Source organism: Pseudomonas sp. P4_C4 (genome assembly GCF_056402055.1).
The window spans coordinates 65,651-92,025 of sequence record NZ_JBFUID010000022.1 but is presented as its reverse complement, the minus strand read 5'-3'; the positions used below and the strand labels follow the sequence as shown (position 1 = coordinate 92,025).

23 protein-coding genes and 1 pseudogene are annotated in these 26,375 nt (G+C 59.9%); 15 read left to right on the top strand and 9 right to left on the bottom strand.

The genetic code is table 11. From position 1 onward, the window contains the following. Positions 1–91 precede the first annotated feature (91 nt). Positions 92–442, bottom strand: a complete 351-nt coding sequence (locus tag AC1DXW_RS13800) for a glutaredoxin family protein (protein ID WP_477754501.1) — start codon at positions 440–442, stop codon at positions 92–94. Next, positions 442–1,446: a nucleoid-associated protein YejK gene (gene yejK / locus AC1DXW_RS13795; protein WP_008018580.1), complete on the bottom strand. Its 1,005-nt coding sequence runs from the start codon at positions 1,444–1,446 to the stop codon at positions 442–444. Before yejK ends, AC1DXW_RS13800 begins: the two co-directional genes overlap by 1 nt. 396 nt (positions 1,447–1,842) lie before the next feature. Between yejK and AC1DXW_RS13790 the strand changes: the two genes are divergently transcribed. Further along, positions 1,843–2,124, top strand: a complete 282-nt coding sequence (locus tag AC1DXW_RS13790) for an HU family DNA-binding protein (protein ID WP_007905514.1) — start codon at positions 1,843–1,845, stop codon at positions 2,122–2,124. A gap of 71 nt (positions 2,125–2,195) precedes the next feature. On the opposite strand, the gene rlmF is transcribed toward AC1DXW_RS13790, so the two are convergent. The 5 genes from rlmF to AC1DXW_RS13765 form a co-directional block, all read right to left on the bottom strand. Next, a complete protein-coding gene (gene rlmF, locus AC1DXW_RS13785; protein ID WP_477754502.1) occupies positions 2,196–3,224 on the bottom strand; it encodes a 23S rRNA (adenine(1618)-N(6))-methyltransferase RlmF in 1,029 nt (342 codons plus the stop codon). Between the two features lie 171 nt (positions 3,225–3,395). Next, entirely contained in the window at positions 3,396–6,242 is a 2,847-nt protein-coding gene (locus AC1DXW_RS13780; protein WP_477760093.1) for a valine--tRNA ligase, read from the bottom strand. Between the two features lie 238 nt (positions 6,243–6,480). Continuing rightward, positions 6,481–7,797: an MFS transporter gene (locus tag AC1DXW_RS13775; protein ID WP_477754503.1), complete on the bottom strand. Its 1,317-nt coding sequence runs from the start codon at positions 7,795–7,797 to the stop codon at positions 6,481–6,483. 261 nt (positions 7,798–8,058) lie between these two features. Next, the gene (locus AC1DXW_RS13770) at positions 8,059–9,291 is read right to left on the bottom strand and encodes a transporter associated domain-containing protein (RefSeq protein ID WP_477754504.1); all 1,233 of its coding nucleotides are present in this window, start codon (positions 9,289–9,291) and stop codon (positions 8,059–8,061) included. Positions 9,292–9,303: 12 nt separating this feature from the next. Further along, positions 9,304–10,116, bottom strand: a complete 813-nt coding sequence (locus AC1DXW_RS13765; protein WP_477754505.1) for a cytochrome C assembly family protein — start codon at positions 10,114–10,116, stop codon at positions 9,304–9,306. A gap of 210 nt (positions 10,117–10,326) precedes the next feature. Between AC1DXW_RS13765 and ffh the strand changes: the two genes are divergently transcribed. From ffh to AC1DXW_RS13710, 11 genes are all read left to right on the top strand, one after another. Next, a complete protein-coding gene (ffh, locus tag AC1DXW_RS13760; RefSeq protein WP_056726162.1) occupies positions 10,327–11,703 on the top strand; it encodes a signal recognition particle protein in 1,377 nt (458 codons plus the stop codon). A gap of 250 nt (positions 11,704–11,953) precedes the next feature. Beyond that, positions 11,954–12,205, top strand: a complete 252-nt coding sequence (rpsP, locus tag AC1DXW_RS13755; protein ID WP_108214983.1) for a 30S ribosomal protein S16 — start codon at positions 11,954–11,956, stop codon at positions 12,203–12,205. A gap of 5 nt (positions 12,206–12,210) precedes the next feature. Next, positions 12,211–12,747 (top strand): ribosome maturation factor RimM, encoded by a 537-nt coding sequence (rimM, locus tag AC1DXW_RS13750; protein WP_150754524.1) that lies wholly within the window; start codon positions 12,211–12,213, stop codon positions 12,745–12,747. Positions 12,748–12,749: 2 nt separating this feature from the next. After that, positions 12,750–13,502, top strand: coding sequence for a tRNA (guanosine(37)-N1)-methyltransferase TrmD (trmD, locus tag AC1DXW_RS13745; protein WP_007897583.1), 753 nt, complete (start codon positions 12,750–12,752; stop codon positions 13,500–13,502). Positions 13,503–13,547: 45 nt separating this feature from the next. Continuing rightward, a complete protein-coding gene (rplS, locus tag AC1DXW_RS13740; RefSeq protein ID WP_003175895.1) occupies positions 13,548–13,898 on the top strand; it encodes a 50S ribosomal protein L19 in 351 nt (116 codons plus the stop codon). 99 nt (positions 13,899–13,997) lie between these two features. Then, entirely contained in the window at positions 13,998–14,894 is an 897-nt protein-coding gene (gene xerD, locus AC1DXW_RS13735) for a site-specific tyrosine recombinase XerD (protein WP_477754255.1), read from the top strand. A 254-nt stretch (positions 14,895–15,148) separates the two neighbouring features. After that, positions 15,149–15,880 (top strand): bifunctional protein-disulfide isomerase/oxidoreductase DsbC, encoded by a 732-nt coding sequence (dsbC, locus tag AC1DXW_RS13730; protein WP_477754254.1) that lies wholly within the window; start codon positions 15,149–15,151, stop codon positions 15,878–15,880. A gap of 133 nt (positions 15,881–16,013) precedes the next feature. Beyond that, positions 16,014–17,318 (top strand): homoserine dehydrogenase, encoded by a 1,305-nt coding sequence (locus AC1DXW_RS13725; RefSeq protein WP_007998527.1) that lies wholly within the window; start codon positions 16,014–16,016, stop codon positions 17,316–17,318. A 66-nt stretch (positions 17,319–17,384) separates the two neighbouring features. Continuing rightward, a complete protein-coding gene (gene thrC, locus AC1DXW_RS13720; protein WP_223459908.1) occupies positions 17,385–18,794 on the top strand; it encodes a threonine synthase in 1,410 nt (469 codons plus the stop codon). Positions 18,795–18,913: 119 nt separating this feature from the next. Continuing rightward, positions 18,914–20,269 (top strand): transporter substrate-binding domain-containing protein, encoded by a 1,356-nt coding sequence (locus AC1DXW_RS13715; protein ID WP_477754253.1) that lies wholly within the window; start codon positions 18,914–18,916, stop codon positions 20,267–20,269. Positions 20,270–20,429: 160 nt separating this feature from the next. After that, positions 20,430–20,717, top strand: a complete 288-nt coding sequence (locus AC1DXW_RS13710) for a DUF3509 domain-containing protein (protein WP_477754252.1) — start codon at positions 20,430–20,432, stop codon at positions 20,715–20,717. A gap of 170 nt (positions 20,718–20,887) precedes the next feature. Here the strand turns inward: AC1DXW_RS13710 and AC1DXW_RS13705 are convergent. Then, positions 20,888–21,265, bottom strand: a pseudogene (locus AC1DXW_RS13705) (TIGR02285 family protein); the annotation flags it as partial. A gap of 3 nt (positions 21,266–21,268) precedes the next feature. Next, complete coding sequence (locus AC1DXW_RS13700; protein ID WP_477760092.1) at positions 21,269–22,468, bottom strand: CaiB/BaiF CoA transferase family protein; 1,200 nt, start codon at positions 22,466–22,468, stop codon at positions 21,269–21,271. Positions 22,469–22,615: 147 nt separating this feature from the next. On the opposite strand from AC1DXW_RS13700, the gene AC1DXW_RS13695 reads away from it, so the two are divergent. The 3 genes from AC1DXW_RS13695 (at position 22,616) to AC1DXW_RS13685 (ending at position 26,321) form a co-directional block, all read left to right on the top strand. Further along, positions 22,616–23,158, top strand: a complete 543-nt coding sequence (locus AC1DXW_RS13695; RefSeq protein ID WP_223459916.1) for a YaeQ family protein — start codon at positions 22,616–22,618, stop codon at positions 23,156–23,158. A 66-nt stretch (positions 23,159–23,224) separates the two neighbouring features. Further along, positions 23,225–24,934, top strand: a complete 1,710-nt coding sequence (gene recJ, locus AC1DXW_RS13690; RefSeq protein ID WP_477754250.1) for a single-stranded-DNA-specific exonuclease RecJ — start codon at positions 23,225–23,227, stop codon at positions 24,932–24,934. 280 nt (positions 24,935–25,214) lie between these two features. Continuing rightward, the gene (locus AC1DXW_RS13685; protein ID WP_477754249.1) at positions 25,215–26,321 is read left to right on the top strand and encodes an NADH:flavin oxidoreductase/NADH oxidase; all 1,107 of its coding nucleotides are present in this window, start codon (positions 25,215–25,217) and stop codon (positions 26,319–26,321) included. Positions 26,322–26,375 lie beyond the last annotated feature (54 nt).

Here is a 26,375-nt window from a genome sequence, read left to right as displayed (position 1 = left end):
GTCGTCAACGATTACGCGGCGAGCCTGATACCCCGCGGTATTTTCGGATTCATCGCGAGCAATCGAGCGTCGACCGGCTGCTCCTACAGAGTTATTTCAGTGCCGCCAGAATCGCATCCGGGTCATACCCGCGAATCAGGGTTCCGTTTACATCGATGATCGGAATCCCGCCGCCACCCAAGGCTGCATAGTCCCCGCGCGCGACGGCATCCTTCTCGATATCGAATTCCTTGTACGGAATGCCTTTCTGATCGAGAAAGCGCCGGGTCAGCTTGCAGTAACCACACCAATCGGTGGCGTAGAGCACGACGTTGGCCTGGGCCTGCGTCTGTGCAGGTACCACTTGCGAAGGGTTGAACACTCGCTCGATCTTGCCCCAGTTCTGGTAAGCCACGACCACCAGCAGGATCAGCAGGAATTTTTTCAGTACGCCGCCGAGCATCAGTTGCGACGCTTCAGCTGATCGGTGAGCGAAGTGGGCAGGCCCTTGATGATCAACGTGCCGGCTTCTTCGTCGTACTCGATCTTCGAGCCCAGCAGGTGGGCTTCGAAACTGATCGACAGGCCTTCGGCGCGGCCGGTGAAACGGCGGAACTGGTTCAGGGTGCGTTTGTCAGCCGGGATTTCCGGCGACAGGCCGTAATCCTTGTTGCGGATGTGATCGTAGAAGGCCTTCGGGCGTTCTTCGTCGATCAGTCCCGACAACTCTTCCAGACCCATCGGTTCGCCGAGTTTGGCCTGGCTGCTGGCGTAATCCACCAGGGTCTTGGTCTTCTCGCGTGCGTCGTCTTCCGGCAGGTCTTCGCTTTCGACGAAATCACTGAAGGCTTTGAGCAGGGTGCGGGTTTCACCCGGACCGTCGACGCCTTCCTGGCAGCCAATGAAGTCGCGAAAATACTCCGAAACCTTTTTGCCGTTCTTGCCTTTGATGAACGAAATGTACTGCTTGGATTGTTTGTTGTTCTGCCACTCGGAAACGTTGATCCGCGCCGCCAGGTGCAATTGACCCAGGTCCAGGTGACGGGACGGGGTCACGTCCAGTTCGTCGGTCACGGCCACGCCTTCACTGTGGTGCAGCAGGGCGATGGCCAGGTAGTCGGTCATGCCTTGCTGATAGTGCGCGAACAGCACGTGGCCGCCGACCGACAGGTTCGACTCTTCCATCAGTTTTTGCAGGTGCTCGACCGCCACGCGGCTGAATGCGGTGAAATCCTGGCCGCCCTCCAGGTACTCCTTCAGCCAGCCGCTGAAGGGGAACGCGCCGGATTCCGGATGGAACAGGCCCCAGGCTTTACCCTGTTTGGCGTTATAGCTTTCATTGAGGTCGGCGAGCATGTTCTCGATGGCCGCGGACTCAGCCAGTTCAGAGTCACGGGCGTGGAGAACTGCAGGTGTGCCGTCGGGTTTTTTGTCGATCAGGTGGACGATGCAATGACGGATCGGCATGGGCTTCTCGGCTGAATGAAGAGAGGAGGGCGTGCTCCCCCGAAAAAGCGCCCAGTGTACCGCAACCACTGGTTTTGGCGCGGTGCGAAGGGCAATTGGCGGGCGACCGGCGGCGCTTATGCGTTTTTTTCATGTTTTAGCGCAATAAAGCTGACCAAATGGGTAGCTAGAGGCGGATATTTCCACGTCTCTGTGCTAGTTTTGCCCGGTCTTGCGCGAAGTCACTGCGTTAAGCCTGCAGTCAGCTTTTGTCAGGTCGAACCAAACCCTGATTTCGGTATCTATAACCCCGATCCCGAGGTTATTTGGCCGAGGGTGCCAGATCCAGAAGATCGGGCTCGATGGCTGACATTGCACTCTGCAATCCATATGAATTTGATAGGGAAGGAACACTAAATGGCTCTTACTAAAGACCAACTGATCGCCGACATCGCTGAAGCTATCGACGCGCCGAAAACCACCGCGCGTAACGCTCTGGACCAACTGGGCCAAATCGTTGCCGATCAGCTGGAAAACGGCGGCGAAATCACTCTGCCAGGTATCGGCAAACTGAAAGTGACTGAGCGCCCTGCCCGTACTGGCCGTAACCCTTCGACTGGCGCTGCCATCGAAATCGCTGCCAAGAAAGTGATCAAGCTGGTTGTGGCCAAAGGCCTGACCGACGCTGTTAACAAGTAAGACTTGTTAAAAAAAACCGTGCGCCGGAGCGATCCGGGCACGGTTTTTTTGTGGGCGCGATAAAGCGCTCACTACGCTGAAGCGTTGCTCCATCGCGCCTGGCGCCAGGTTTGTTGCTGCGCTTTGTTCTGGAAGGTCCAGGCGACGAAGCGGCTCTGCTTCTGCCCTTGGGACATTTCCACTACCTGGCTTTCCAGGGCACCGGCCTTTTTCAGGGCGGTCTGGATCGCTGGCAGGTTGGACGCCTTTGATACCAATGTACTGAACCACAGCACCTGCTGAGCGACTTGCACGCTTTCGCTGACCAGTTGGGTCACGAAGCGTACTTCACCGCCTTCGCACCACAACTCGGCCGACTGGCCGCCAAAGTTCAACACCGGCAGCTTGCGTTTCGGATCGGCCTTGCCCAGGGCGCGCCATTTGCGCGTGCTGCCCCGTGTGGCCTCGTCCAGCGAGGCGTGGAATGGCGGGTTGCACATGGTCAGGTCGAACCGCTCTGCGCTCTCCAGCAGGCCTGTGAGGATCTGCTTGGGGTTGCTCTGCTGGCGTACCTGGATCGCTTTGTTCAGGCCATTGGATTGAATGATGGCCTTCGCCGCGGCAATGGCGGTCGCATCGATATCGGAACCAAGGAACTGCCAGCGATAGTCGCTGTAACCGATCAGCGGATACACGCAGTTGGCGCCCATACCGATGTCCAGTACCTTCACGGCGGCGCCCCGGGGGATCACACCGTCATTGCTGCTGGCCAGCAGGTCGGCGAGGAAGTGCACGTAATCGGCACGGCCTGGCACCGGTGGGCACAGGTAGTCGGCCGGAATGTCCCAGTGAGCGATGCCATAGAACGACTTGAGCAGTGCGCGGTTGAACACCCGCACGGCTTCCGGGCTGGCGAAGTCGATGCTTTCCTTGCCGTACGGATTGATGATCACGAATTTCTTCAGTTCCGGGGCGCTTTTGATCAGCGCCGGAAAGTCGTAGCGACCCTGATGGCGATTGCGCGGATGCAGGCTGGCCTTTTCCTTCGGGGAGACGGCCGTGGCCGGAGTCTTCGGAGCAGGCTTTTTGCGCGCAGGCTTGGGGGGGCGGGGGGCGGTCATGGGTGTGGTCGATTCGGGTATGGCGAGCTGCCGCAGGCTGCGATCTTTTGATTTTGATTTAAAACAAAATCAAAAGATCGCAGCCTGCGGCAGCTCCTACAGGGGATTTGTTGTGTTTTTGGATAAAAAAGGGAGGCCACCCGGGCCTCCCTCTTTCATCGCGACTTGCCGTTACAAACTGGCAATCCGCGCATGCTGCTCGGCCAGTTTGCCCAGGGCCTGTTCGGCCTCGGCCAGTTTGGCGCGTTCTTTCTCGATGACTTCGGCTGGCGCCTTGTCAACGAAACCGGCGTTGGACAGCTTGCCGCCGACACGTTGCACTTCACCTTGCAGACGCTGGATTTCCTTGTCCAGACGCGCCAGTTCCGCACCTTTGTCGATCAAGCCGGCCATTGGCACCAGCACTTCCATCTCGCCGACCAGAGCGGTAGCGGACAGCGGTGCTTCTTCGCCAGCAGCCAGCACGGTGATCGATTCGAGGCGGGCCAGCTTCTTCAGCAGGGCTTCGTTCTCGGTCAGGCGACGCTGATCCTCGGCGCTGACGTTCTTCAGGAACAGCGGCAGCGGTTTGCCCGGGCCGATGTTCATTTCGCCACGGATGTTGCGAGTGCCGAGCATCAGGCCCTTGAGCCATTCGATGTCATCTTCGGCGGCCTGATCGATGCGTGTTTCGTTGGCCACCGGCCAAGGTTGCAGCATGATCGTCTTGCCATCGATGCCCGCCAGCGGCGCGATGCGCTGCCAGATTTCTTCGGTGATGAACGGCATGAACGGGTGCGCCAGGCGCAGGGCGACTTCCAGTACGCGAACCAGGGTGCGACGGGTGCCGCGCTGGCGTTCGACCGGTGCGTTTTCGTCCCACAGCACAGGCTTGGACAGTTCCAGGTACCAGTCGCAATACTGGTTCCAGATGAACTCGTACAAGGCTTGCGCGGCCAGGTCGAAACGGAACTGGTCAAGCTGGCGGGTCACTTCGGCTTCGGTGCGTTGCAGCTGCGAAATGATCCAGCGGTCAGCCAGGGACAGCTCAAAGGCTTCGCCGTTCTGGCCGCAGTCTTCGCCCTTGTCCAGCACGTAGCGCGCCGCGTTCCAGATCTTGTTGCAGAAGTTGCGATAGCCTTCGACGCGACCCATGTCGAACTTGATGTCACGACCGGTGGACGCCAGCGAGCAGAAGGTGAAGCGCAGGGCGTCGGTGCCGTAGCTGGCGATGCCTTCGGCGAACTCGTCGCGGGTCTGCTTCTCGATCTTCTTCGCCAGTTTCGGCTGCATCATGCCGGAGGTGCGTTTCTGCACCAGTTCTTCCAGCTCGATGCCGTCGATGATGTCCAGCGGGTCAAGGACGTTGCCCTTTGACTTGGACATTTTCTGGCCTTGGCCGTCACGCACCAGGCCGTGAACGTACACCGTCTTGAACGGTACCTGCGGCGTGCCGTCTTCGTTTTTCACCAAATGCATGGTGAGCATGATCATCCGGGCAACCCAGAAGAAAATGATGTCGAAGCCGGTCACCAGGACGTCGGTGGAGTGGAATTTCTTCAGGAACTCGGTTTTTTCCGGCCAGCCGAGGGTGGAGAACGTCCACAGGCCCGAGCTGAACCAGGTGTCGAGAACGTCATTGTCCTGTTGCAGCGCAACGTCCGGTCCGAGGTTGTGCTTGGCCCGAACTTCGGCTTCGTCGCGACCGACGTAGACCTTGCCCGACTCGTCGTACCAGGCCGGAATCCGGTGGCCCCACCACAGCTGGCGGCTGATGCACCAGTCCTGGATGTCGCGCATCCACGAGAAGTACATATTTTCGTACTGTTTCGGCACGAACTGGATACGGCCGTCTTCAACGGCGGCAATCGCAGGCTCGGCCAATGGCTTGGTGGACACGTACCACTGGTCGGTCAGCCAAGGCTCGATGACGGTGCCGGAGCGGTCGCCTTTCGGCACTTTCAGGGCGTGATCGTCAACGCTGACCAACAGGCCGGCAGCGTCAAACGCGGCGACGATCTGCTTGCGCGCTTCGAAGCGGTCGAGACCGGCATATTCGGCCGGGATCTTGCCGTCGATGGTTTCGTTCAGCGTGCCGTCGAGGTTGAACACCTGGCACGCTGGAAGAACGGCTGCGTTCTTGTCGAAGATGTTCAGCAGCGGCAGGTTGTGACGCTTGCCGACTTCATAGTCGTTGAAGTCGTGGGCCGGGGTGATTTTCACGCAGCCGGTGCCGAATTCAGGGTCGCAGTAATCGTCGGCGATGATCGGGATACGGCGGCCAACCAGTGGCAGCTCGACAAATTTGCCGATCAGGGCTTTGTAGCGTTCATCGTTCGGGTTAACGGCCACGGCGGAGTCGCCGAGCATGGTTTCCGGGCGAGTGGTCGCGACGATCAGGAAATCGTTGCCTTCAGCGGTCTTGGCGCCGTCGGCCAGCGGGTATTTCAGGTTCCACAGGAAACCTTTCTCGTCGTGGTTCTCCACTTCGAGGTCGGAAATCGCCGTGTGCAGCTTGGTGTCCCAGTTGACCAGGCGCTTGCCGCGGTAGATCAGGCCGTCTTCGTGCAGGCGTACGAAAGCTTCTTTAACGGCTTCCGAGAGTCCGTCGTCCATGGTGAAGCGCTCGCGGCTCCAGTCAACCGACGAGCCGAGGCGGCGGATCTGACGGCTGATGTTGCCACCGGACTCATCCTTCCACTCCCAGACTTTCTCGAGAAATTTCTCGCGGCCCAGGTCATGGCGGCTCTGGCCCTTGGTTTCGAGCTGACGCTCTACCAGCATCTGCGTGGCGATACCGGCGTGGTCGGTGCCCGGCTGCCACAGGGTGTTGCGACCCTGCATGCGGCGGAAACGGATCAGGGCGTCCATGATCGCGTTGTTGAAGCCGTGACCCATGTGCAGGCTGCCGGTGACGTTCGGCGGCGGGATCATGATGGTGTAGGACTCGCCCGCGCCTTGCGGGGCGAAGTAATTCTCTGACTCCCAGGTGTTGTACCAGGAAGTTTCAATGGCGTGCGGCTGGTAGGTCTTATCCATGCGCGGCGGGACCCTATTGGCATTTATTCAGGAAAAGCCGGGAAGTATAGCGGGGATGAGCCGATGCGCGTAGAGCGAGGTGACAATGGGTGGGGGAAAGTTGTGGTTTTTCGGGGGGTGTTTTGTCAGTGAGGGCGCCATCGCGGGCAAGCCCGCTCCCACAGGGATATGTGTCGTACCAGCATTTTGTGAACGACACTCAACCTGTGGGAGCGAGCCTGCTCGCGATGGCGGTCTGTCAGGCGACCTGATTCAAATCGTTATGCCGCGTTTCCTTCAGGCACAGCACCGCAATCAAACTCAGCACCGCCGCCCCGGACACATAACCGCCGACGTAACTCAACCCGCCCATCGCCACCAGTTTCTGGGCGAAGAACGGCGCTGCGGACGCACCGACGATACCGCCCAGGTTGTAGGCCGCCGAAGCGCCGGTGTAGCGCACGTGAGTGGGGAACAGCTCCGGCAACAGCGCACCCATCGGCGCAAACGTCACGCCCATCAGAAACAGCTCGATGCACAGGAACAGCGCCACGCCCCAGGTCGAACCTTGGGTCAGCAGCGGTTCCATGAGGAACCCTGACAGGATCGCCAGCACACCACCGATGATCAGTACCGGTTTGCGCCCGTAACGGTCGCTGGCCCAGGCCGACAGCGGGGTGGCGGCAGCCATGAACAGCACCGCGAAGCACAGCAGGCCGAGGAAGGTTTCGCGGCTGTAGCCGAGCGTTGTCACACCGTAACTCAGGGAAAACACGGTGGAGATGTAAAACAGCGCGTAGCACACGACCATCGCGCCAGCGCCCAGCAATACGGGCGCCCAGTATTGGCCGAACAGCTCGAACAGGGGGATCTTCACCCGTTCCTGGCGTGCCATGGCATTGGCGAACACGGGGGTCTCATGCAGCTTGAGGCGCACGTACAGGCCGACCATCACCAGTGCGGCGCTGAGCAGGAACGGAATACGCCAGCCCCATGAGCGGAACTGTTCATCATCCAGAACCACGGCCAGGGTCAGGAACAGGCCGTTGGCCGCCAGAAAGCCGATGGATGGACCCAGTTGCGGGAACATGCCGAACCACGCGCGCTTGCCTTTGGGTGCGTTCTCCGTGGCCAACAACGCCGCACCACCCCATTCGCCGCCCAGCCCCAAGCCCTGGCCGAAGCGCAGGACACACAGCAGGACCGGTGCCCAGGCGCCAATGCTGTCGTAACCCGGCAGAACGCCGATCAGGGTGGTGCACACGCCCATCAGCAGCAGCGAGGCGACCAGGGTACTCTTGCGGCCGATACGGTCGCCGAAGTGACCGAAAAGGGCCGAACCCAAGGGGCGCGCAAGGAAGGCGATGCCGAACGTGAGAAACGCCGAAAGCATCTGGGCGGTGCCGGATGTCTGCGGAAAGAACACCGGACCGATCACCAGCGCGGCGGCGGTGGCATAGACGTAGAAGTCGTAGAACTCGATGGCGGTACCGATGAAACTCGCGGTGGCCACGCGGGTGGCGGAGTTCGTCGGTTGTGCAGGTGTGGAGTCGCTGTAAGTCGTGCTGGTCGTCATGCGGTTATCCCTGACAGTCATGTGCTCCAGTGGAGCGAATTATTATGGTCGAGAACCCAGGGATGTGGGTGGAGGCACGGTCGCTGTTCAAGGTAGGAACAGTCGTCGGTTTGTTGCGGGCTTTGCGGGTGGACAGGCCGGAAGTTGTGAAGTGCGGGGTAAGCACGGGGCCGGCGAGGCTTGGGTAAGCGGTTCGATTATAGGAAGGTGGCTAACGATCGAGCAAGAGGGCCCCCTCGCCACAGGGATTTGTGTCGGGTTTTAGATAACCACAGGCATCGAGCTGGTCTGCCAGATCAGCACCCGCGTGACACGGTTGTCCTCGGTCTCGAGAATTTCCAGGCGGTAGCGGCCGATCTTCAGGCACACCGTGCTTTCGGGAATGGTTTCCAGGGCCTCGGTGACCAAGCCGTTCAGGGTTTTCGGGCCATCGCTGGGCAGGTGCCAGCCGAGGCTCTTGTTCAGCTCGCGAATGGAGGCGGCACCGTCGATCACCAGGCGTCCGTCGGCTTGCGGATGAATGTGCGGATTGTCCACGCTGTGTTGGCTTTCGAACTCACCGACGATTTCTTCGAGAATGTCTTCCAGGGTGACGATGCCCAGCACTTCGCCGTATTCGTCGACCACCATGCCCAGGCGCCGCTGCTGCTTGTGGAAGTTGAGCAGCTGCAACTGCAACGGGGTACTTTCCGGCACGAAGTACGGCTCGTGGCTGGCCGCCAGCAACGCTTCCCTGGTCAGGATCGCATCGGGCAGCAAGTGAAGGATGTGTCGGGTGTTGAGGACGGCTTCGACCTGGTTGATATCACTGTGGAACACCGGCAGGCGCGTGCGCTTGTTGTGGCGCAATTGTTCGATGATTTCTTCGATGGAGTCATCGAGATTGATGCCGTCCACGTCGCTGCGCGGTACCAGGATGTCATTGACGGTGATGTTGTCCAGCGCGTGGATGCCTGGCAGCGGGTGAGGGCGGCTTACGGTTTCGGAGGGCGCATGCCGCTCCGTCAGCGCCTCGTCTTCACTTTGTTGCACTACTTTGGTTTTACGGGCGAATGGTCGCGTCAGCAACTGACTGATGCTATTGAGCAGCCATGCCGCGGGATAGATGATTTTCAGCGGCACCCGCAGCAGATTGTTGCCCTGGGCCAGGATCGCATCCGGATAGCGGGTGGCGAGGGCGCGTGGCAAGTAGTCGGAAAACACCAGCAACATGGCACCCGTCCCGAGGCAGGCGACCCACGGGCCGTTCTCGGCCCAGGTGAAAATGGCCAGCAAGGTGCTGATGACTACCACCAGTGCACGGCACAGGGTGTTGCAAAAAATCAGGCTGGCCAGGGGGAAGCTGAGTTTCGCCACCGGTTTGTCGCTGGAGCGCGTTGCGGTGCGCTGGGCCAGCAAATGCTGGTGCGCCGCTTCGATGGCGGTAAACAGCCCCGACCATAAAATCAGCAGGGTCACTACCGCGAGCATCGGCCCTATGGGCAAGTCGTCCATTAATGCCGCCCGTCAGATATGCAGGATGTATTCACGAACCAGCTTGCTGCCGAAATACGCCAGCATCAGCAGGCAAAAACCGGCCAGGGTCCAGCGAATCGCTTTGTGCCCGCGCCAGCCGAGGCGATTGCGTCCCCACAGCAGCACGCTGAAGACGACCCAGGCCAGGCAGGCCAGCAGGGTTTTGTGCACCAGATGCTGGGCGAACAGGTTCTCGACGAACAGCCAGCCGGAAATCAGCGACAGCGACAACAGCGTCCAGCCGGCCCAGAGGAAACCGAACAGCAGGCTTTCCATGGTTTGCAGTGGCGGGAAGTTCTTGATCAGCCCGGAGGGATGCTTGTGCTTGAGCTGGTGGTCTTGAACCAGCAGCAGCAAGGACTGGAACACCGCGATGGTGAACATGCCGTAGGCCAGAATCGAAAGCAGGATGTGGGCGAGGATGCCAGGCTCTTCATCGATGACCTGCACCGTACCGGCCGGCGCGAAATGCGCCAGTGACACGGTCAAGGCCCCAAGCGGGAACAGCAGGATCAGCAGGTTCTCTACCGGAATCCGCGAGCAGGCCAGCAGGGTCAGTGCGATGACCGCCACGGCAATCAGGCTGGCGGCGCTGAAGAAGTCCAGGGCCAGGCCGCCCGGGGTCAGCAGGTGGGTGAGCAGGCTGGCGCTATGGGCCAATACGGCGAGCACGCCGAGCATGACCAGCAGGCGTTTGTTGGCCTTGGCGCCGGAAGCCAGGCGAGTGCCCTGGTAAATGGTCGCAGCGGCATACAAGCAGGCGGCGGCGAGGGTAGTTAGCAAGCTGGGTGACAAGGGGAGCATAAATCCTGTTAGGCAAGCCCGAAAGTCGCTGAGTTTGGCATAGAACCCCCGCCGCACGAAAGACCGCGCAACCCGACAGCGAGGTGTCCGCCGGCCACAGTCTTCGCTATAATCCGCGACCTGCCCACGCCGCAGGCTCGCCGAGCACACGTTTAGTCCGGTCCGGGCCGCCATTATCCCGGTCTACACAGGGCCTGAAAGGATCGCGCAATGTTTGAAAACTTAACCGACCGTCTCTCGCAGACGCTGCGCCATGTCACCGGCAAGGCCAAGCTGACTGAAGACAACATCAAAGACACCCTGCGTGAAGTGCGCATGGCGTTGCTCGAAGCCGACGTCGCCCTGCCGGTGGTCAAGGACTTCGTCAATTCGGTCAAGGAGCGTGCCGTCGGTACCGAGGTGTCGCGCAGCCTGACGCCGGGCCAGGCCTTCGTGAAGATCGTCCAGGCCGAACTTGAAAGCCTGATGGGCGCGGCCAACGAAGATTTGAACCTGAGCGCCGTGCCGCCAGCGGTCATCCTGATGGCCGGTTTGCAGGGCGCTGGTAAAACCACCACTGCCGGCAAGCTCGCGCGCTTCCTCAAAGAGCGCAAGAAGAAGTCGGTCATGGTGGTGTCCGCCGACGTTTACCGTCCCGCGGCGATCAAGCAGCTGGAAATGCTCGCCGGTGAAGTCGGCGTTACCTTCTTCCCGTCCGACCTGAGCCAGAAGCCGGTCGAGATCGCGCAAGCGGCTATTAAGGAAGCGAAACTCAAATTCATCGACGTGGTCATCGTCGATACCGCTGGTCGTCTGCACATCGATGAAGAGATGATGGGCGAGATCAAGGCCCTGCACGCCGCGATCAACCCGGTCGAAACCCTGTTCGTGGTCGACGCCATGACCGGCCAGGATGCCGCCAACACGGCCAAGGCCTTCGGCGATGCATTGCCGCTGACCGGTGTGATCCTGACCAAGGTCGACGGCGACGCCCGTGGCGGTGCCGCTCTGTCGGTGCGTGCGATCACCGGCAAGCCGATCAAGTTCATCGGTATGGGCGAGAAGAGCGAAGCGCTCGATCCGTTCCATCCTGAGCGTATCGCCTCGCGCATCCTCGGCATGGGTGACGTACTCAGCCTGATCGAGCAGGCGGAAGCGACCCTCGACAAGGACAAGGCCGACAAACTGGCCAAGAAGCTGAAGAAGGGCAAGGGCTTCGATCTCGAAGACTTCCGCGATCAGCTGCAACAAATGAAGAACATGGGCGGCCTCGGCGGCCTGATGGACAAGCTGCCGAACATGGGCGGCGTGAATCTGGCGCAGATGGGCAACGCCCAGGGCGCGGCAGAGAAACAATTCAAGCAGATGGAAGCCATCATCAACTCCATGACCCCGGCCGAGCGCCGCGACCCTGAGATGATCAGCGGTTCGCGCAAGCGTCGGATCGCCATGGGTTCTGGCACTCAGGTGCAGGACATAGGCCGCTTGATCAAGCAGCACAAGCAGATGCAGAAGATGATGAAGAAGTTCTCCGCGAAAGGCGGAATGGCCAAGATGATGCGCGGCATGGGCGGAATGTTGCCCGGCGGCGGCATGCCTAAAATGTAATGAATTCGCGCCGGCCATCAGGTCGGCGCAGCCCCACACGGACGTGGGATATACAGCAAACCCGCACTTGGCGGGAGCTGACCGGCCGTTTTCAACGACGGCTCTATAGCAAATCTGCATGGCGGCCGATAGACCGCCGGAAAAAGTCATTTGCAAAAGTCCGGATATTCCTTAGAATATGCGGCCTTTCGGGCACCCATGCCCGCTGTGCCTTTAGATTTGCAGCACCGACTACAGGAACGATGTTCACATGCTAACAATCCGTCTTGCCCTTGGCGGCTCCAAAAAGCGCCCGTTTTACCACTTGACCGTAACCGACAGCCGCAACCCGCGCGACGGTTCGCACAAGGAACAGGTTGGCTACTTCAACCCTGTTGCTCGTGGTCAGGAAGTTCGTCTGTCCGTGAACCAAGAACGCGTAGCCTACTGGCTGAGCGTTGGTGCACAACCTTCTGAGCGCGTTGCTCAGTTGTTGAAGGAAACTGCTAAGGCTGCGGCCTGAGCAATATGAACGCGACGCCAGCCATTGCTGATGATTTGATCGTTATCGGCAAGATTTATTCTGTTCACGGCGTTCGCGGCGAAGTGAAGGTGTACTCCTTTACTGATCCGATTAAAAACCTGCTGGACTACAAAACCTGGACGCTCAAGCGTGACGGCAATGTAAAGCAGGTAGAGCTGGTCAGCGGACGCGGGAACGACAAGTTCCTGGTCGCAAAGCTCAAGGGTCTCGATGATCGCGAAGAAGCTCGTCTTCTGGCCGGTTATGAGATCTGCGTGCCGCGCAACCTGTTCCCTGAACTCACCGACGGCGAGTACTACTGGTACCAGCTGGAAGGTCTCAAGGTCATCGACACTCTCGGACAACTGTTCGGGAAAATCGATCACCTGCTGGAGACCGGCTCGAACGATGTCATGGTGGTCAAGCCTTGCGCTGGCAGCCTGGATGATCGCGAACGCCTGTTGCCCTATACGGAGCAATGCGTGTTGGCCATCGACCTGGCCGCGGGCGAGATGAAGGTGGATTGGGACGCGGATTTCTAAGCGTGGCTAACTTGCGCGTAGAAGTGATCAGTCTGTTTCCCGAGATGTTTTCCGCCATCAGCGAGTACGGCATCACCAGTCGGGCGGTGAAACAGGGGCTCTTGCAGCTCACCTGTTGGAATCCGCGAGACTACACGACGGATCGACATCACACTGTGGACGATCGCCCGTTTGGCGGTGGTCCGGGCATGGTGATGAAGATCAAGCCCCTGGAAGATGCTCTGGTTCAGGCCAAGGCAGCAGCCGGGGAGGCGGCGAAGGTGATTTACCTGTCCCCCCAAGGCCGTCAACTGACTCAGTCGGCGGTACGCGAGTTGGCGAATCTGGATGCATTGATCCTGATTGCCGGCCGCTATGAAGGCATTGACGAGCGTTTTATTGATGCTCATGTCGATGAAGAGTGGTCGATTGGCGACTATGTACTGTCTGGCGGCGAGCTGCCGGCAATGGTCCTGATCGATGCGGTTACACGACTGCTGCCTGGAGCTTTAGGGCATGCGGACTCCGCCGAGGAAGATTCCTTTACGGATGGTTTGCTGGATTGCCCGCACTACACCCGACCGGAGGTGTATGCGGATCAGCGTGTTCCCGACGTATTGCTAAGTGGCAATCACGCGCACATCCGGCGTTGGCGTTTACAGCAGTCCCTTGGTCGGACTTTTGAACGACGCGCCGATCTTCTGGAAAGCCGCTCGCTTTCTGGAGAAGAGAAGAAGCTGCTCGAGGAATACATCCGCGAGCGGGACGATAGTTAACAACGTATCGATGGTAGATCCGACGATTTACCTTAGGAGCACAGCATGACTAACAAAATCATCCTTGCACTCGAAGCAGAGCAGATGACCAAAGAGATCCCTACCTTTGCCCCGGGCGACACCATTGTCGTTCAGGTGAAAGTGAAGGAAGGCGACCGTTCGCGTCTGCAAGCGTTCGAAGGTGTTGTTATCGCCAAGCGTAACCGCGGCGTAAACAGTGCATTCACCGTTCGTAAAATCTCCAACGGTGTTGGCGTAGAGCGTACTTTCCAGACCTACTCCCCGCAAATCGACAGCATGGCTGTCAAGCGTCGCGGTGACGTACGTAAAGCCAAGCTGTACTACCTGCGCGACCTGTCGGGTAAAGCAGCTCGCATCAAGGAAAAACTGGCTTAAGTCCAGCTTCCGATGCAAAAAAAAGCAGCCTGCGGGCTGCTTTTTTGTTGTCTGCGATTTATCTTCCCTGGCCGTATTGCCGGTCTTGCCTGAGCCTTTATGCCTGCCATTGATCATCCCCTGATTGACCAGTTTCTCGACGCTCTTTGGCTGGAGAAAGGTCTCTCCGATAACACTCGAGACGCCTATCGTAGTGACCTGGCGTTGTTCAACGGCTGGTTACAGGACAATGGACTGGAGCTGGTCAATGCCGGGCGAGAGTTGATTCTCGACCACCTGGCCTGGCGCCTGGAGCAAAACTACAAGCCTCGTTCCACTGCTCGATTTCTCTCGGGTGTGCGTGGCTTTTATCGCTACTTGCTACGGGAAAAGTTGATTACAGTCGATCCGACGTTACGCGTCGATATGCCGCAACTTGGCAGGCCATTGCCAAAATCCTTGTCGGAAGCAGACGTGGAAGCGCTGCTGAAGGCGCCGGATCTGAGCGAAGCCATCGGTCAGCGCGACCGCGCCATGCTCGAAGTGCTTTACGCTTGCGGCTTGCGGGTGACCGAGCTGATCAGCCTCACCCTGGAACAGGTCAATTTGCGCCAGGGCGTGTTGCGGGTGATGGGTAAGGGCAGCAAGGAGCGACTGGTGCCAATGGGTGAGGAGGCGATTGTCTGGGTCGAGCGCTACATGCGTGATGCGCGCAGTGAACTGCTGGGCGGGCGTCCCAGCGATGTGTTGTTTCCCAGTCAGCGTGGCGAGCAGATGACCCGCCAGACCTTCTGGCACCGGATCAAGCATCAGGCCAAGGTGGCGGGGATCGGCAAGTCACTGTCGCCACACACCTTGCGTCATGCCTTCGCCACGCACCTGCTCAACCACGGTGCAGACCTGCGGGTGGTGCAGATGCTGTTGGGGCACAGCGACTTGTCGACGACCCAGATCTACACCCATGTTGCCCGGGCACGGCTGCAGGATCTGCATGCCAAACACCACCCCCGGGGTTAACCGAAACCCTGTGGGAGCGAGCTTGCTCGCGATAGCGGCCTGACAGTCGATACATGTTTTGGATGTGATGCCGTCATCGCGAGCAAGCTCGCTCCCACAGGGGGTTGTGGTGATCACAATGTCTTGCATCAGGTGCATTCGGCCATGCGAACCTTATGTGATAGGCTGGGCCAGTTTGCACGATGGGCGGTTATGACCCGGTGTTTCGGCACGGGCGTTCTGATCGTCCCATATGTTCGCCTTCAGGAGTTCTCATGCGTCTGACCCAGATTTTCGCCGCCGCAGCCATTGCGTTGGTCAGCACCTTTGCCGTCGCCGATGACGCGGCCGACAAAGCCATTCGTAAAAGCCTGGAAAACCTCCAGCTCGAAGTGCCAGTGGAAAGCATCACCGCCAGCCCGTTGCCAGGCCTGTACGAAGTCAAGCTCAAAGGCAGCCGCGTGCTGTATGCCAGTGCCGACGGCCAGTACGTAGTTCAGGGCTACCTGTTCGATCTCAAGGACGGCAAGCCGGTCAACCTGACCGAGAAAACCGAGCGCCAGGGGATCTCCAAGCTGATCAACGACATCCCGGTTGCCGAAACCGTTGTCTACCCGGCCATTGGCGAAACCAAGTCGCACATCACCGTATTCACCGACACCACCTGCCCGTACTGCCACAAACTGCATGCCGAAGTGCCTGAGCTGAACAAGCGCGGCATCGAAGTGCGTTACGTCGCGTTCCCGCGCCAGGGCCTGGGCTCGCCGGGTGACGAACAGCTGCAAGCGGTGTGGTGCTCGAAGGACAAGAAGGCGGCCATGGATAAAATGGTCGACGGCAAGGAAATCAAGGCCGCCAAGTGCGATAACCCGGTTTCCAAACAGTTCGCACTCGGCCAGTCGATCGGCGTGAACGGTACACCGGCCATCGTTTTGGCCGACGGTCAGGTCATTCCGGGCTACCAGCCTGCGCCACAAGTCGCCAAACTGGCGCTGGGCGCAAAGTAAATTCGCATCGTCACGGCAAGCCTTGACGATCATGGTCCGGTAGCGACATTCGCCGGGCCATCAATAGAGAGCCGCGAGTCTGCGGTTGTTTTCACGGCCGGCCTCGAGTCGGCCGTTTTATGGGGAGTTCACAGTGAAACCGGTCAAAGTAGGCATCTGTGGGTTAGGAACCGTCGGTGGCGGTACCTTCAACGTACTTCAGCGCAACGCCGAGGAAATTGCTCGTCGTGCCGGGCGTGGGATCGAAGTGGCACAAATTGCCATGCGCACGCCAAAGCCTCAGTTCCAAACGACCGGTATTGCGATTACCAACGATGTCTTCGAAGTGGCCACGAACCCTGAGATCGACATCGTTATAGAGCTGATGGGCGGCTACACCGTTGCCCGCGAGCTGGTACTCAAGGCCATCGAGAATGGCAAGCATGTGGTCACCGCGAACAAGGCACTTATCGCCGTTCACGGTAATGAAATTTTCGCCAAGGCCCGCGAGAAGGGCGTGATCGTTGCGTTCGAAGCGGCGGTAGCCGGTGGTATTCCAGTGATCAAGGCGATCCGCGAAGGCCTGTCGGCCAACCGCATCAACTGGGTGGCCGGTATCATCAACGGCACCGGCAACTTCATCCTGACGGAAATGCGCGAGAAGGGTCGCACCTTCGAAGACGTATTGGCCGAAGCCCAGGCACTGGGTTACGCCGAAGCCGATCCGACCTTCGACGTCGAGGGTATCGACGCCGCTCACAAGCTGACGATCCTGGCGTCCATCGCGTTCGGTATCCCGCTGCAATTCGACAAGGCCTACACCGAAGGCATCACCAAACTGACCACCGCCGACGTCAACTACGCCGAAGCGCTGGGCTACCGCATCAAGCACCTGGGCGTGGCGCGCAGCACCGCGGCGGGTATCGAACTGCGCGTGCACCCGACGCTGATCCCGGCCGATCGCCTGATCGCCAATGTCAACGGCGTGATGAACGCGGTGATGGTCAACGGCGATGCTGCCGGTTCGACCCTGTTCTACGGCGCTGGCGCCGGCATGGAACCGACCGCTTCGTCGGTGATCGCCGACCTGGTGGACGTGGTCCGCGCCATGACTTCCGACCCGGAAAACCGGGTGCCGCACCTGGCATTCCAGCCGGATTCGCTGTCGGCTCACCCGATCCTGCCGATCGAAGCCTGCGAAAGCGCCTACTACCTGCGTATTCAGGCCAAGGACCATCCGGGCGTATTGGCTCAGGTCGCAAGCATCCTCTCGGAGCGCGGCATCAACATCGAGTCGATCATGCAGAAGGAAGCCGAGGAGCACGACGGCCTGGTGCCGATGATCCTGCTGACCCACCGCGTGCTGGAACAGCACATCAACGACGCCATCGCTGCTTTGGAAGCCTTGGCGGGTGTGGTCGGTCCGGTTGTACGGATCCGTGTCGAGCACCTGAACTAAGCCGATATCGTTGAGCGGGTTCGCTTGCGGGCCCGGCACTACGAACACTGTCCATTGGAGTCAGTCATGCGTTACATCAGTACCCGCGGCCAGGCACCGGCCCTGAATTTCGAAGACGTCCTGCTGGCAGGCCTTGCCACCGACGGCGGTCTGTACGTCCCGGAAAACCTGCCACGTTTCACCCAGGAAGAAATCGCGTCCTGGGCCGGCCTGCCGTATCACGAGCTGGCCTTCCGGGTCATGCGCCCGTTCGTTACCGGCAGCATCCCCGACGCCGATTTCAAGAAAATCCTTGAAGAAACCTACGGCGTGTTCGCCCACAGCGCCGTTGCGCCGCTGCGTCAGCTGAACGGCAACGAATGGGTGCTGGAGCTGTTCCACGGCCCGACCCTGGCGTTCAAGGACTTCGCCCTGCAATTGCTCGGTCGCCTGCTCGACTACGTGCTGGAAAAGCGCGGCGAGCGCGTGGTGATCGTCGGTGCCACCTCCGGTGACACCGGCTCGGCCGCCATCGAAGGCTGCAAGCACTGCGAAAACGTCGACATCTTCATCCTGCACCCGCACAACCGCGTGTCCGAAGTGCAGCGTCGGCAGATGACCACCATTTTTGGTGAGAACATCCACAACATCGCCATCGAAGGCAACTTCGATGACTGCCAGGAAATGGTCAAGGCGAGCTTCGCCGACCAGGGTTTCCTCAAGGGCACTCGCCTGGTGGCCGTGAACTCGATCAACTGGGCGCGGATCATGGCCCAGATCGTTTACTACTTCCACGCGGCCCTGCAGCTGGGCGGCCCGGCGCGTTCGGTGGCGTTCTCGGTGCCGACCGGCAACTTCGGCGACATCTTCGCCGGTTACCTGGCGCGCAACATGGGCCTGCCGATCAACCAGTTGATCGTCGCCACCAACCGCAACGACATCCTGCACCGCTTCATGAGCGGCAACCAGTACGTCAAGGAAACCCTGCACGCCACGCTGTCGCCGTCCATGGACATCATGGTGTCGTCGAACTTCGAACGCCTGCTGTTCGACCTGCACGGTCGCAACGGTGCGGCCATCGCCGGGCTGATGGATTCGTTCAAGCAGGGCGGCGGTTTCAGCGTCGAGCAAGAGCGCTGGACCGAAGCCCGCAAGTTGTTCGACTCGCTGGCCGTGGATGACGCGCAAACCTGCGAAACCATCGCTGAAGTCTACGAGCAGACTGGCGAAGTGCTGGATCCACACACGGCCATCGGCGTGAAAGCTGCGCGGGAATGCCGTCGCAGCCTGGACATTCCAATGGTGATCCTGGGCACCGCCCACCCGGTCAAATTCCCGGACGCCGTGGAAAAAGCCGGTGTAGGAAAAGCGCTCGAGCTGCCTGCACATCTTTCTGATTTGTTTGAACGAGACGAACGTTGCACCGTATTGCCAAATGACCTGAAGGCCGTGCAGGCCTTTGTCAGTCAGCATGGCAACCGCGGCAAGCCGCTGTAACCGGTCAGCGCTGTTACATTTTGAAGCCCGTCTCCTGACGGGCTTTTTCATTTCTGCATGCACACTTGTCGTGTTATCGCCGCGAAGGGACAGGCGAATGGATCACCAAGGACGTGGGAATGCTGTTTACAAGTGTGTTCAAGCCAGTCGCACGCTGGCTGTTTTTATTCGGCATGCTGGGAATCGCCGAATGGGGAGGGGCGAACCCTGCATCGATTCCGGAACGCGGGATGTCTGCCCCCCACTCAAAGGTCGTGCTGAATGACCAGGAGTTGCAATGGATGGCCAGCCATCCACGGGTCGTGGTCACGGCACTGGAATATCCGTTGTACCTGTTCAAGGATGAACATGGCCAATGGACGGGCTTGAACAGTGATCTGCTCAAGCGCATCAGTGACATGACGGGGTTGCAGTTCGTTTACGAACAGTCTTTTTCCACCGATCAGATGCTGGCCCATCTGGAAAGCGGCGCGGCGGATTTGAGTACGACCCTGGCGATGAATGACGAACGCAAGGTATTTCTCGATTTCAGCCATGCGTTCGGCGGTGCCGGATGGGTCTTTGTCGGGCAGGCTGGGGCGCCGCCGGTGCAGTCGCTGGAGGATATGGCGACGCGGGTACTGGTGCTGCCGACCCGGCATGCACTGGAAGCGGTGATCCGTCGTGATTATCCGTCCATCGAATTGCGTTCGGTTAAAACCTACGCCGAAGCCCGTGCCTGGGTTGAAAGCGACGAAGCCTACGTCACCATCGAAAACGAAATCGGCGCCCAGCATTTTCCGTCGGGTCGGCTGCAGATCGGGGCTGTAGTGCCGGGCAAATGGGATGCGGATTATCTGACGTTGCGCAAAGGTCAGCCGCAGTTGCTGAGTATCCTCAACAAGGCGCTTGAGGCGTTTCCTGCGCAGGAGCTGCGCGACCTTCGCCTGAAGTGGTTCGGCGGCGCTACCGTGCCACAGCCGCCTGGTCTCTGGCAGCGGATTGACCAGTGGGTCTGCTGGGGCATGTTTGTGCTCAGCCTGTTCGGGCTGTTGTCCCTGCTCTGGAATCGGCGGTTGGCGGTGGTGGTCAGGCAACGGGTCGAGGCCCAAAGGAGCCTGCGCGATCAGCTCGCCTTCCAGCATGCCCTGATGGATGCCATGCCTGACCCGATGTTTGTCCGTGATCTGCAAGGGCGCTTGATCATGTGCAACAAAAGTTATGAGGACGCCTTGTCGACACGTTTTGACCGGATGCAGGGGCGGCAGTTGATCGAGGTCGATGTCATGCCCAGACAAACCGCGGAACTGCTGCATGCCGAGTTTCTGGCGCAGTTGAGTACGCGCAGGACGCGCTTTTTCGAGCGTCAATTGATGTTCAAGGAAGGCGTCAGGGATATCTACCAGTGGACGGTGCCGTTTTACACGGCAGATGGCCAGCTACGAGGATTGTTGGGGGGCTGGGCCGACATCGCCCGTCGTACCCGACAGATGTGATGGTTGCGTTTTTTCTCTGTCATGTTCGCCGTGCATGCTCTCTTGACTGGGCTGCAGGTTCGCTTGCGGTCAGTACCCAGAACTTTCTTCTCGGGCCAGCGGTCATCTTTTTCAGGCATGCCCCAGGCACGTTGTTTCGGACTATTGAGTGGTGATCGGGATGGAAAGTATCAGTCTGTTGCTCGGTGAGGCGCTGAGCCCGTATCAGGTCACGTTGACCCCGTCAGGCATTCGTGGCGAATGCCGGATAACCTTGAAGAATGCTATCGGCGCGACCGTGGTCGAGCGCGCGTTCAATCAGGTCCAGTTGAATGACAAACGGCTGCTGACGGATGTGGTCGACGGTTTGCATCGCGACGTGCTGATCGCTGAAGGGCGCCTTGAGCCTTGTGTCATCGCGGCATTGCGTAATGCGGCGCAGGACAAGCTTCTGGCCAGCCGCAATTGAACGGATATTTGTGGGAACCTTCCCGCGCCCAGGTCAGTCAGACCTTGTAACAGCAGGATCGAGCATTGTGCTCCGGTGCTTGTAGCTTGCTGCTACTGGTCTCTAGGCAGGCCATGTTTAACCCCGGGTCGTCTCCCCACTTCCCGGGGTTTCTTTTTGCCCGGGATTTGTCAGGGCTGCGCCAGATTGTCGAAAAACGCCTTGGTGTCTTTCAGGTAATCGCTGCGACTCTCCGGATCCAGCCAGGCGGCGTAGGCCTCGTCAAGGCGTTCACGGGGAAGGGTGCGCAGTACCTGGTTGATCTCGACAATGGCCTGCCGGCCCTTTGGCGTGTCGGTGCAGCCGATGTAACCGGACAGGTACTTGCCAGTGCCACGGATCGGATAGAACTGCAATTCATCTTCGGCGATACCTTGCAGTGAGGCCTGGTAACGAATTTCCGGGCGATAACCCAACAGCAGGCGCAAGCGCCCCAGGCGCTGCATCTGTAGCAGGCTGCCCAAGGCGTCATTGCCGTAATGAGCGGTCAGCGCGTCGGCTGGCGCTTCAGCTTAGATGGCTCCGTCTTTGCGCAACTGTGCGATCTGCGTCGCGTCATAGCCAAGTTCCTGGAGTACCTGTGCGTTGTGCTCACCCAATTGTGGCCCGACCCATTCACATTCCCCAGGTGTCTCTGAGAGTTTCGGCACAATGCCCGGCATCTTGAAGTCTTTGCCGTCCGGCAGCTTGGCCTGCAGGAACATTTCCCGCGCCAGGTACTGAGGGTCATTGAACATGTCTTCGGCGCTGAAGATCCGGCTGGCCGGCACCTCGGCCTGATTGAGCCGCGCCAGCACCGTGTCCAGCGGCAACGAGTTGACCCAGCGATCGATGACGCCATAAATCTCGTCGCGTCGGGCATCGCGGCCATCGTTGCTGGCAAGCAGAGGATCGTTGGCCAGGTCTTCCCGGTCAATGATCAGCATGAAACGTTTGAAAATCGCGTCGCCATTGGCGCCGATCTGCACGTGCTTGCCATCGGCGCTGGTGTGGATCGAGGACGGGGTGATGCCCGGCATGATGTTGCCCGTGCGTTCGCGAATGAAGCCGAACACATCGAACTCCGGGACCATGCTTTCCATCATCGCGAAGATGGCTTCGTACAGCGCCACGTCCACCACTTGCCCCTGGCCACCGTTGACCTCGCGATGACGCAGGGCCATCAGTGCGCCGATCACGCCCCAGAGCGCGGCAATCGAGTCGCCGATGGAAATGCCGGTGCGCACCGGTGGCCGGTCTTCGAAGCCGGTGATGTAGCGCAGGCCCCCCATGGATTCACCAACTGCGCCAAAGCCGGGCTGATCTTTCATCGGGCCGGTCTGGCCGAAACCCGACAGCCGCACCATGACCAGTTTCGGGTTCAAGGTGTGCAGGACGTCCCAGCCCAGGCCGAGTTTCTCCAGGACGCCGGGACGAAAGTTTTCGATCAGAATGTCTGCTTCACCCAGCAGCTGTTTCAGGATCGCCTGACCGTCAGGGTGCTTGAGATTGAGGGTCAGGGACTTTTTATTGCGGGCCTGGACGAACCACCACAACGAAGTGCCTTCATACAACTTGCGCCATTTGCGCAATGGATCACCGCCGTCCGGGGACTCGACCTTGATCACATCGGCACCGAATTCAGCGCAAATGCGCGAAGCAAACGGGCCGGCAATCAAGGTACCCAATTCGATGACTTTCAGACCGGAAAGCGGTTTGGCGGTGAGCGGCATGCGGGATCCTGCAGGACAAGGGATGAGCGATTAGAGCGTTTTAACATAGCCGACTGTCAGGCGCTCCAGCTTGATTGTGTTCAATTCGTGGATTGCCCGTCGCATCGGTTAGACTTGCCGCCTTTCCTCGTATCAAGAAGCCCGTTCATGGCCCAGCCGTCCACGACCTACAAGTTTGAACTGAACCTCACCGACCTCGACCGCAGCGTCTACGAGAGCGTGAAGCAGACCATCGCCCGTCACCCTTCGGAAACCGAAGAGCGCATGACCGTGCGCCTGCTGGCCTACGCCCTCTGGTACAACGAGCAACTGTCTTTTGGCCGTGGTCTGTCGGAAGTGGATGAACCGGCCTTGTGGGAAAAAAGTCTGGATGACCGCGTCCTGCACTGGATCGAAGTCGGCCAGCCCGATGCCGAGCGCCTGACCTGGTGCTCGCGCCGCACCGAGCGCACCAGCCTGCTGGCCTATGGCAGCCTGCGCGTCTGGGAAACCAAAGTGATCCCGGCGATCAAAAATCTGAAAAACGTACATATCGCGGCTGTTCCGCAGGAAGTCCTGGAAACCCTGGCCAAAGACATGCCGCGCGTTATCAAGTGGGACGTGATGATCAGCGAAGGAACGATTTTCGTCACCGACGACCGTGGTCAGCACGAAGTCCAGTTGCAGTGGCTGGCCGGTGAGCGCGGCTGATTATTCGCCATTGCACCGCGTCACCCGGTTTTATCCTACGTATCGAAGAGAAGCATCATTCACCCCATGCGCATCGAACCTCGCCTGCTGCCCGACACCCTGCCATTCCTCGGTGATATTCCGCCGCTGCTGACCCGCCTGTACGCGGCGCGGGGTGTGCAATCCGAGGCAGAACTGGACAAGAGCCTGGCGCGGTTGATTCCGTTCCAGCAGCTCAAGGGCATCGATGCCGCCGTGGATCTGCTGGTGACGGCGCTCGAACAGCGCCAGCGCATTCTTATCGTCGGCGACTTCGATGCCGACGGCGCGACGGCCAGCACTGTGGGCACGCTGGGCCTGCGTTTGCTGGGCGCGGCGCATGTCGATTATCTGGTGCCAAACCGTTTCGACTACGGCTACGGCCTGACACCGGAGATCGTCGCGGTGGCGCTTGAGCGTCAGCCGCATTTACTGATTACCGTCGACAACGGCATCTCCAGCGTCGAAGGCGTGGCCGCGGCGAAAAAGGCCGGGCTCAAGGTGCTGGTTACCGATCACCACTTGCCCGGTGACGAGCTGCCGTTAGCCGACGCCATCGTCAATCCGAACCAGCCAGGTTGTGAGTTCCCGAGCAAGGCACTGGCCGGGGTCGGGGTGATTTTCTATGTGCTGATGGCCCTGCGTGCGCGGTTGCGCGAACTGGGCTGGTACACAAGCAAGCCGCAGCCGAATATCGGCGAACTGCTCGATCTGGTGGCCTTGGGCAGTGTGGCCGACGTGGTGCCGCTGGATGCCAACAACCGGATTCTGGTGCATCAGGGCCTGGAGCGCATTCGTGCCGGACGTTCCCGGCCGGGGATCAAGGCGATCCTCGAGGTGGCCAAGCGTGACCATGCACGTATCACTTCCACCGACCTGGGCTTCATTGTCGGCCCGCGGCTGAACGCGGCGGGGCGCCTGGATGACATGAGCCTGGGCATCGAATGCCTGCTGACCGAAGACGCCGGTCTGGCCCGTGAGATGGCGGCGCAACTGGACGGCATGAACCAGGATCGCAAATCCATCGAGCAAGGCATGCAGCGTGAAGCGCTGGCGCAGCTCAAGGATCTGCCGGTGGAGTCGATGCCGTTCGGCTTGTGCCTGTTCGATCCCGAGTGGCATCAGGGCGTCATCGGTATCCTCGCGTCACGGATGAAAGAGCGCTATTTCCGCCCGACCATCGCCTTTGCCGATGCCGGAGATGGCCTGCTCAAGGGCTCGGGGCGTTCGGTCCAGGGCTTTCACATCCGCGACGCCCTGAGCGTGGTGGCGGCGCAGCATCCGAATCTGATCACCAAATACGGTGGCCACGCGATGGCGGCCGGCCTGACGCTACCGGAAGAAAATTTCCCCATGTTCGCCGAAGCCTTTGACGCTGAAGTGCGCCGGCAACTGCGCGAAGAAGACCTGACTGGCCGCCTGTTGTCGGACGGCACCCTGGCGGTGGAAGAGTTTCACCTGGAGCTGGCCCGTGCCCTGCGGCATGCCGGTCCTTGGGGGCAGCACTTCCCGGAACCCTTGTTTCATGGGGTGTTCCAGTTGGTCGAGCAGCGCGTCGTTGGCGAACGGCACCTTAAAGTCGTACTGAAAAGTGAATGTGGTTCGGTGAAACTCGACGGCATTGCCTTCGGGATCGACCGCGACATCTGGCCGAATCCGACCATCAAGTGGGTGGAACTGGCCTACAAACTCGACCTCAACGAGTTTCGTGGCAACGAGACGGTCCAGCTGATGATTGCCCACATCGAACCGCGTTGAGCCCACACCTGTAGGAGCGAGCTCGCTCGCGATGGACGTGAACGATGGCGCCGGGAACCTGATACCCCGCGGTGTCCTGTCGTCCATCGCGAGCGAGCTCGCTCCTACAAGGGGGCGACATCCGTCGATGTCGACTAGGCTCTAAGCACTGCTTGATTTTGGCCTTGTGACGTCTTGTCGAATTTTTTGCCCGCGGGGGCGGGTGCTGTACCTTTTTCCTGTCACTCGTCGACTATTCAAACAGAACCTGGAGCCTGCCCACTGATTCGAGAGGTGCCCCATGAGTCTGCTGCTTGAACCCTTTACCCTTCGCCAATTGACCCTGCCCAACCGCATCGCGGTATCGCCGATGTGCCAGTACTCCAGTGCCGATGGCCTGGCCAATGACTGGCACCTGGTCCACCTCGGCAGCCGCGCTGTCGGCGGGGCCGGGCTGGTGTTTACCGAAGCCACGGCGGTCACCGCCGACGGGCGTATCACCGCTCAGGACCTCGGTCTGTGGAATGACGAGCAGATCGAACCCCTGCAACGCATCACCCGCTTCATCAACGCCCAGGGCGCCGTTGCCGGCATTCAGCTGGCCCATGCCGGGCGCAAGGCCAGCACCTACCGGCCGTGGCTCGGCAAGCATGGCAGCGTCAAGCCCGATGAGGGCGGCTGGGTGCCGGTCGGACCTTCACCGATCGCGTTCGATCCACAGCACACCCAACCCAGACAATTGGATGACGGCGAGATCGCGAAGGTGATCCAGGCCTTTGTCGATGCGGCAAAACGCTCACTGACGGCCGGTTTCAAGGTGGTCGAAGTGCACGCGGCCCATGGTTACCTGCTGCATCAGTTCCTGTCGCCGTTGAGCAATCAGCGTCGCGATCAATATGGCGGCTCCTTCGAAAATCGTATTCGGCTGGTGCTGCAGGTCACCGAAGCGGTGCGTGCGGTGTGGCCTGAAGAGTTGCCGGTGTTTGTCCGGGTCTCGGCCACCGACTGGGTGGAAGATGGCTGGAACCCCGATGAAACGGTGGAACTGGCACGCCGCCTCAAAGCCCTGGGGGTCGACCTGATCGACGTCTCGTCGGGCGGGACGGCGGTGAATGCGGAGATTCCCACAGGACCGGGTTACCAGACCCGCTTCGCCGAGCGTGTACGCAAGGAGTCGGGCATGGCCACCGGCACGGTTGGCATGATCACCGAGCCGGCCCAGGCCGAGCACATCCTGCGCACCTGTCAGGCGGACATCATCTTCCTGGCCCGTGAGTTGTTGCGCGATCCCTACTGGGCGTTGCATGCAGATGACGATCTGGGCGGGCACAAGGCCGTGTGGCCGGCGCAGTATCAGCGGGCGACTCACCGTGAGCAGCCGATTCATGAATCGGATTTGCGCGACTGAAATCCATCGATACGAAAAAGCCCCTGAATCGCGAGATTCAGGGGCTTTTGTTTA

What these genes read in the sequence shown, in the direction of transcription:
- AC1DXW_RS13800 (WP_477754501.1), bottom strand. Translation starts at nt 442, where the DNA reads ATGCTCGGCGGCGTACTGAAAAAATTCCTGCTGATCCTGCTGGTGGTC.
- yejK (WP_008018580.1), bottom strand. Translation starts at nt 1,446, where the DNA reads ATGCCGATCCGTCATTGCATCGTCCACCTGATCGACAAAAAACCCGAC.
- AC1DXW_RS13790 (WP_007905514.1), top strand. Translation starts at nt 1,843, where the DNA reads ATGGCTCTTACTAAAGACCAACTGATCGCCGACATCGCTGAAGCTATC.
- rlmF (WP_477754502.1), bottom strand. Translation starts at nt 3,224, where the DNA reads ATGACCGCCCCCCGCCCCCCCAAGCCTGCGCGCAAAAAGCCTGCTCCG.
- AC1DXW_RS13780 (WP_477760093.1), bottom strand. Translation starts at nt 6,242, where the DNA reads ATGGATAAGACCTACCAGCCGCACGCCATTGAAACTTCCTGGTACAAC.
- AC1DXW_RS13775 (WP_477754503.1), bottom strand. Translation starts at nt 7,797, where the DNA reads ATGACGACCAGCACGACTTACAGCGACTCCACACCTGCACAACCGACG.
- AC1DXW_RS13770 (WP_477754504.1), bottom strand. Translation starts at nt 9,291, where the DNA reads ATGGACGACTTGCCCATAGGGCCGATGCTCGCGGTAGTGACCCTGCTG.
- AC1DXW_RS13765 (WP_477754505.1), bottom strand. Translation starts at nt 10,116, where the DNA reads ATGCTCCCCTTGTCACCCAGCTTGCTAACTACCCTCGCCGCCGCCTGC.
- ffh (WP_056726162.1), top strand. Translation starts at nt 10,327, where the DNA reads ATGTTTGAAAACTTAACCGACCGTCTCTCGCAGACGCTGCGCCATGTC.
- rpsP (WP_108214983.1), top strand. Translation starts at nt 11,954, where the DNA reads ATGCTAACAATCCGTCTTGCCCTTGGCGGCTCCAAAAAGCGCCCGTTT.
- rimM (WP_150754524.1), top strand. Translation starts at nt 12,211, where the DNA reads ATGAACGCGACGCCAGCCATTGCTGATGATTTGATCGTTATCGGCAAG.
- rplS (WP_003175895.1), top strand. Translation starts at nt 13,548, where the DNA reads ATGACTAACAAAATCATCCTTGCACTCGAAGCAGAGCAGATGACCAAA.
- xerD (WP_477754255.1), top strand. Translation starts at nt 13,998, where the DNA reads ATGCCTGCCATTGATCATCCCCTGATTGACCAGTTTCTCGACGCTCTT.
- dsbC (WP_477754254.1), top strand. Translation starts at nt 15,149, where the DNA reads ATGCGTCTGACCCAGATTTTCGCCGCCGCAGCCATTGCGTTGGTCAGC.
- thrC (WP_223459908.1), top strand. Translation starts at nt 17,385, where the DNA reads ATGCGTTACATCAGTACCCGCGGCCAGGCACCGGCCCTGAATTTCGAA.
- AC1DXW_RS13715 (WP_477754253.1), top strand. Translation starts at nt 18,914, where the DNA reads ATGCTGTTTACAAGTGTGTTCAAGCCAGTCGCACGCTGGCTGTTTTTA.
- AC1DXW_RS13710 (WP_477754252.1), top strand. Translation starts at nt 20,430, where the DNA reads ATGGAAAGTATCAGTCTGTTGCTCGGTGAGGCGCTGAGCCCGTATCAG.
- AC1DXW_RS13700 (WP_477760092.1), bottom strand. Translation starts at nt 22,468, where the DNA reads ATGCCGCTCACCGCCAAACCGCTTTCCGGTCTGAAAGTCATCGAATTG.
- AC1DXW_RS13695 (WP_223459916.1), top strand. Translation starts at nt 22,616, where the DNA reads ATGGCCCAGCCGTCCACGACCTACAAGTTTGAACTGAACCTCACCGAC.
- recJ (WP_477754250.1), top strand. Translation starts at nt 23,225, where the DNA reads ATGCGCATCGAACCTCGCCTGCTGCCCGACACCCTGCCATTCCTCGGT.
- AC1DXW_RS13685 (WP_477754249.1), top strand. Translation starts at nt 25,215, where the DNA reads ATGAGTCTGCTGCTTGAACCCTTTACCCTTCGCCAATTGACCCTGCCC.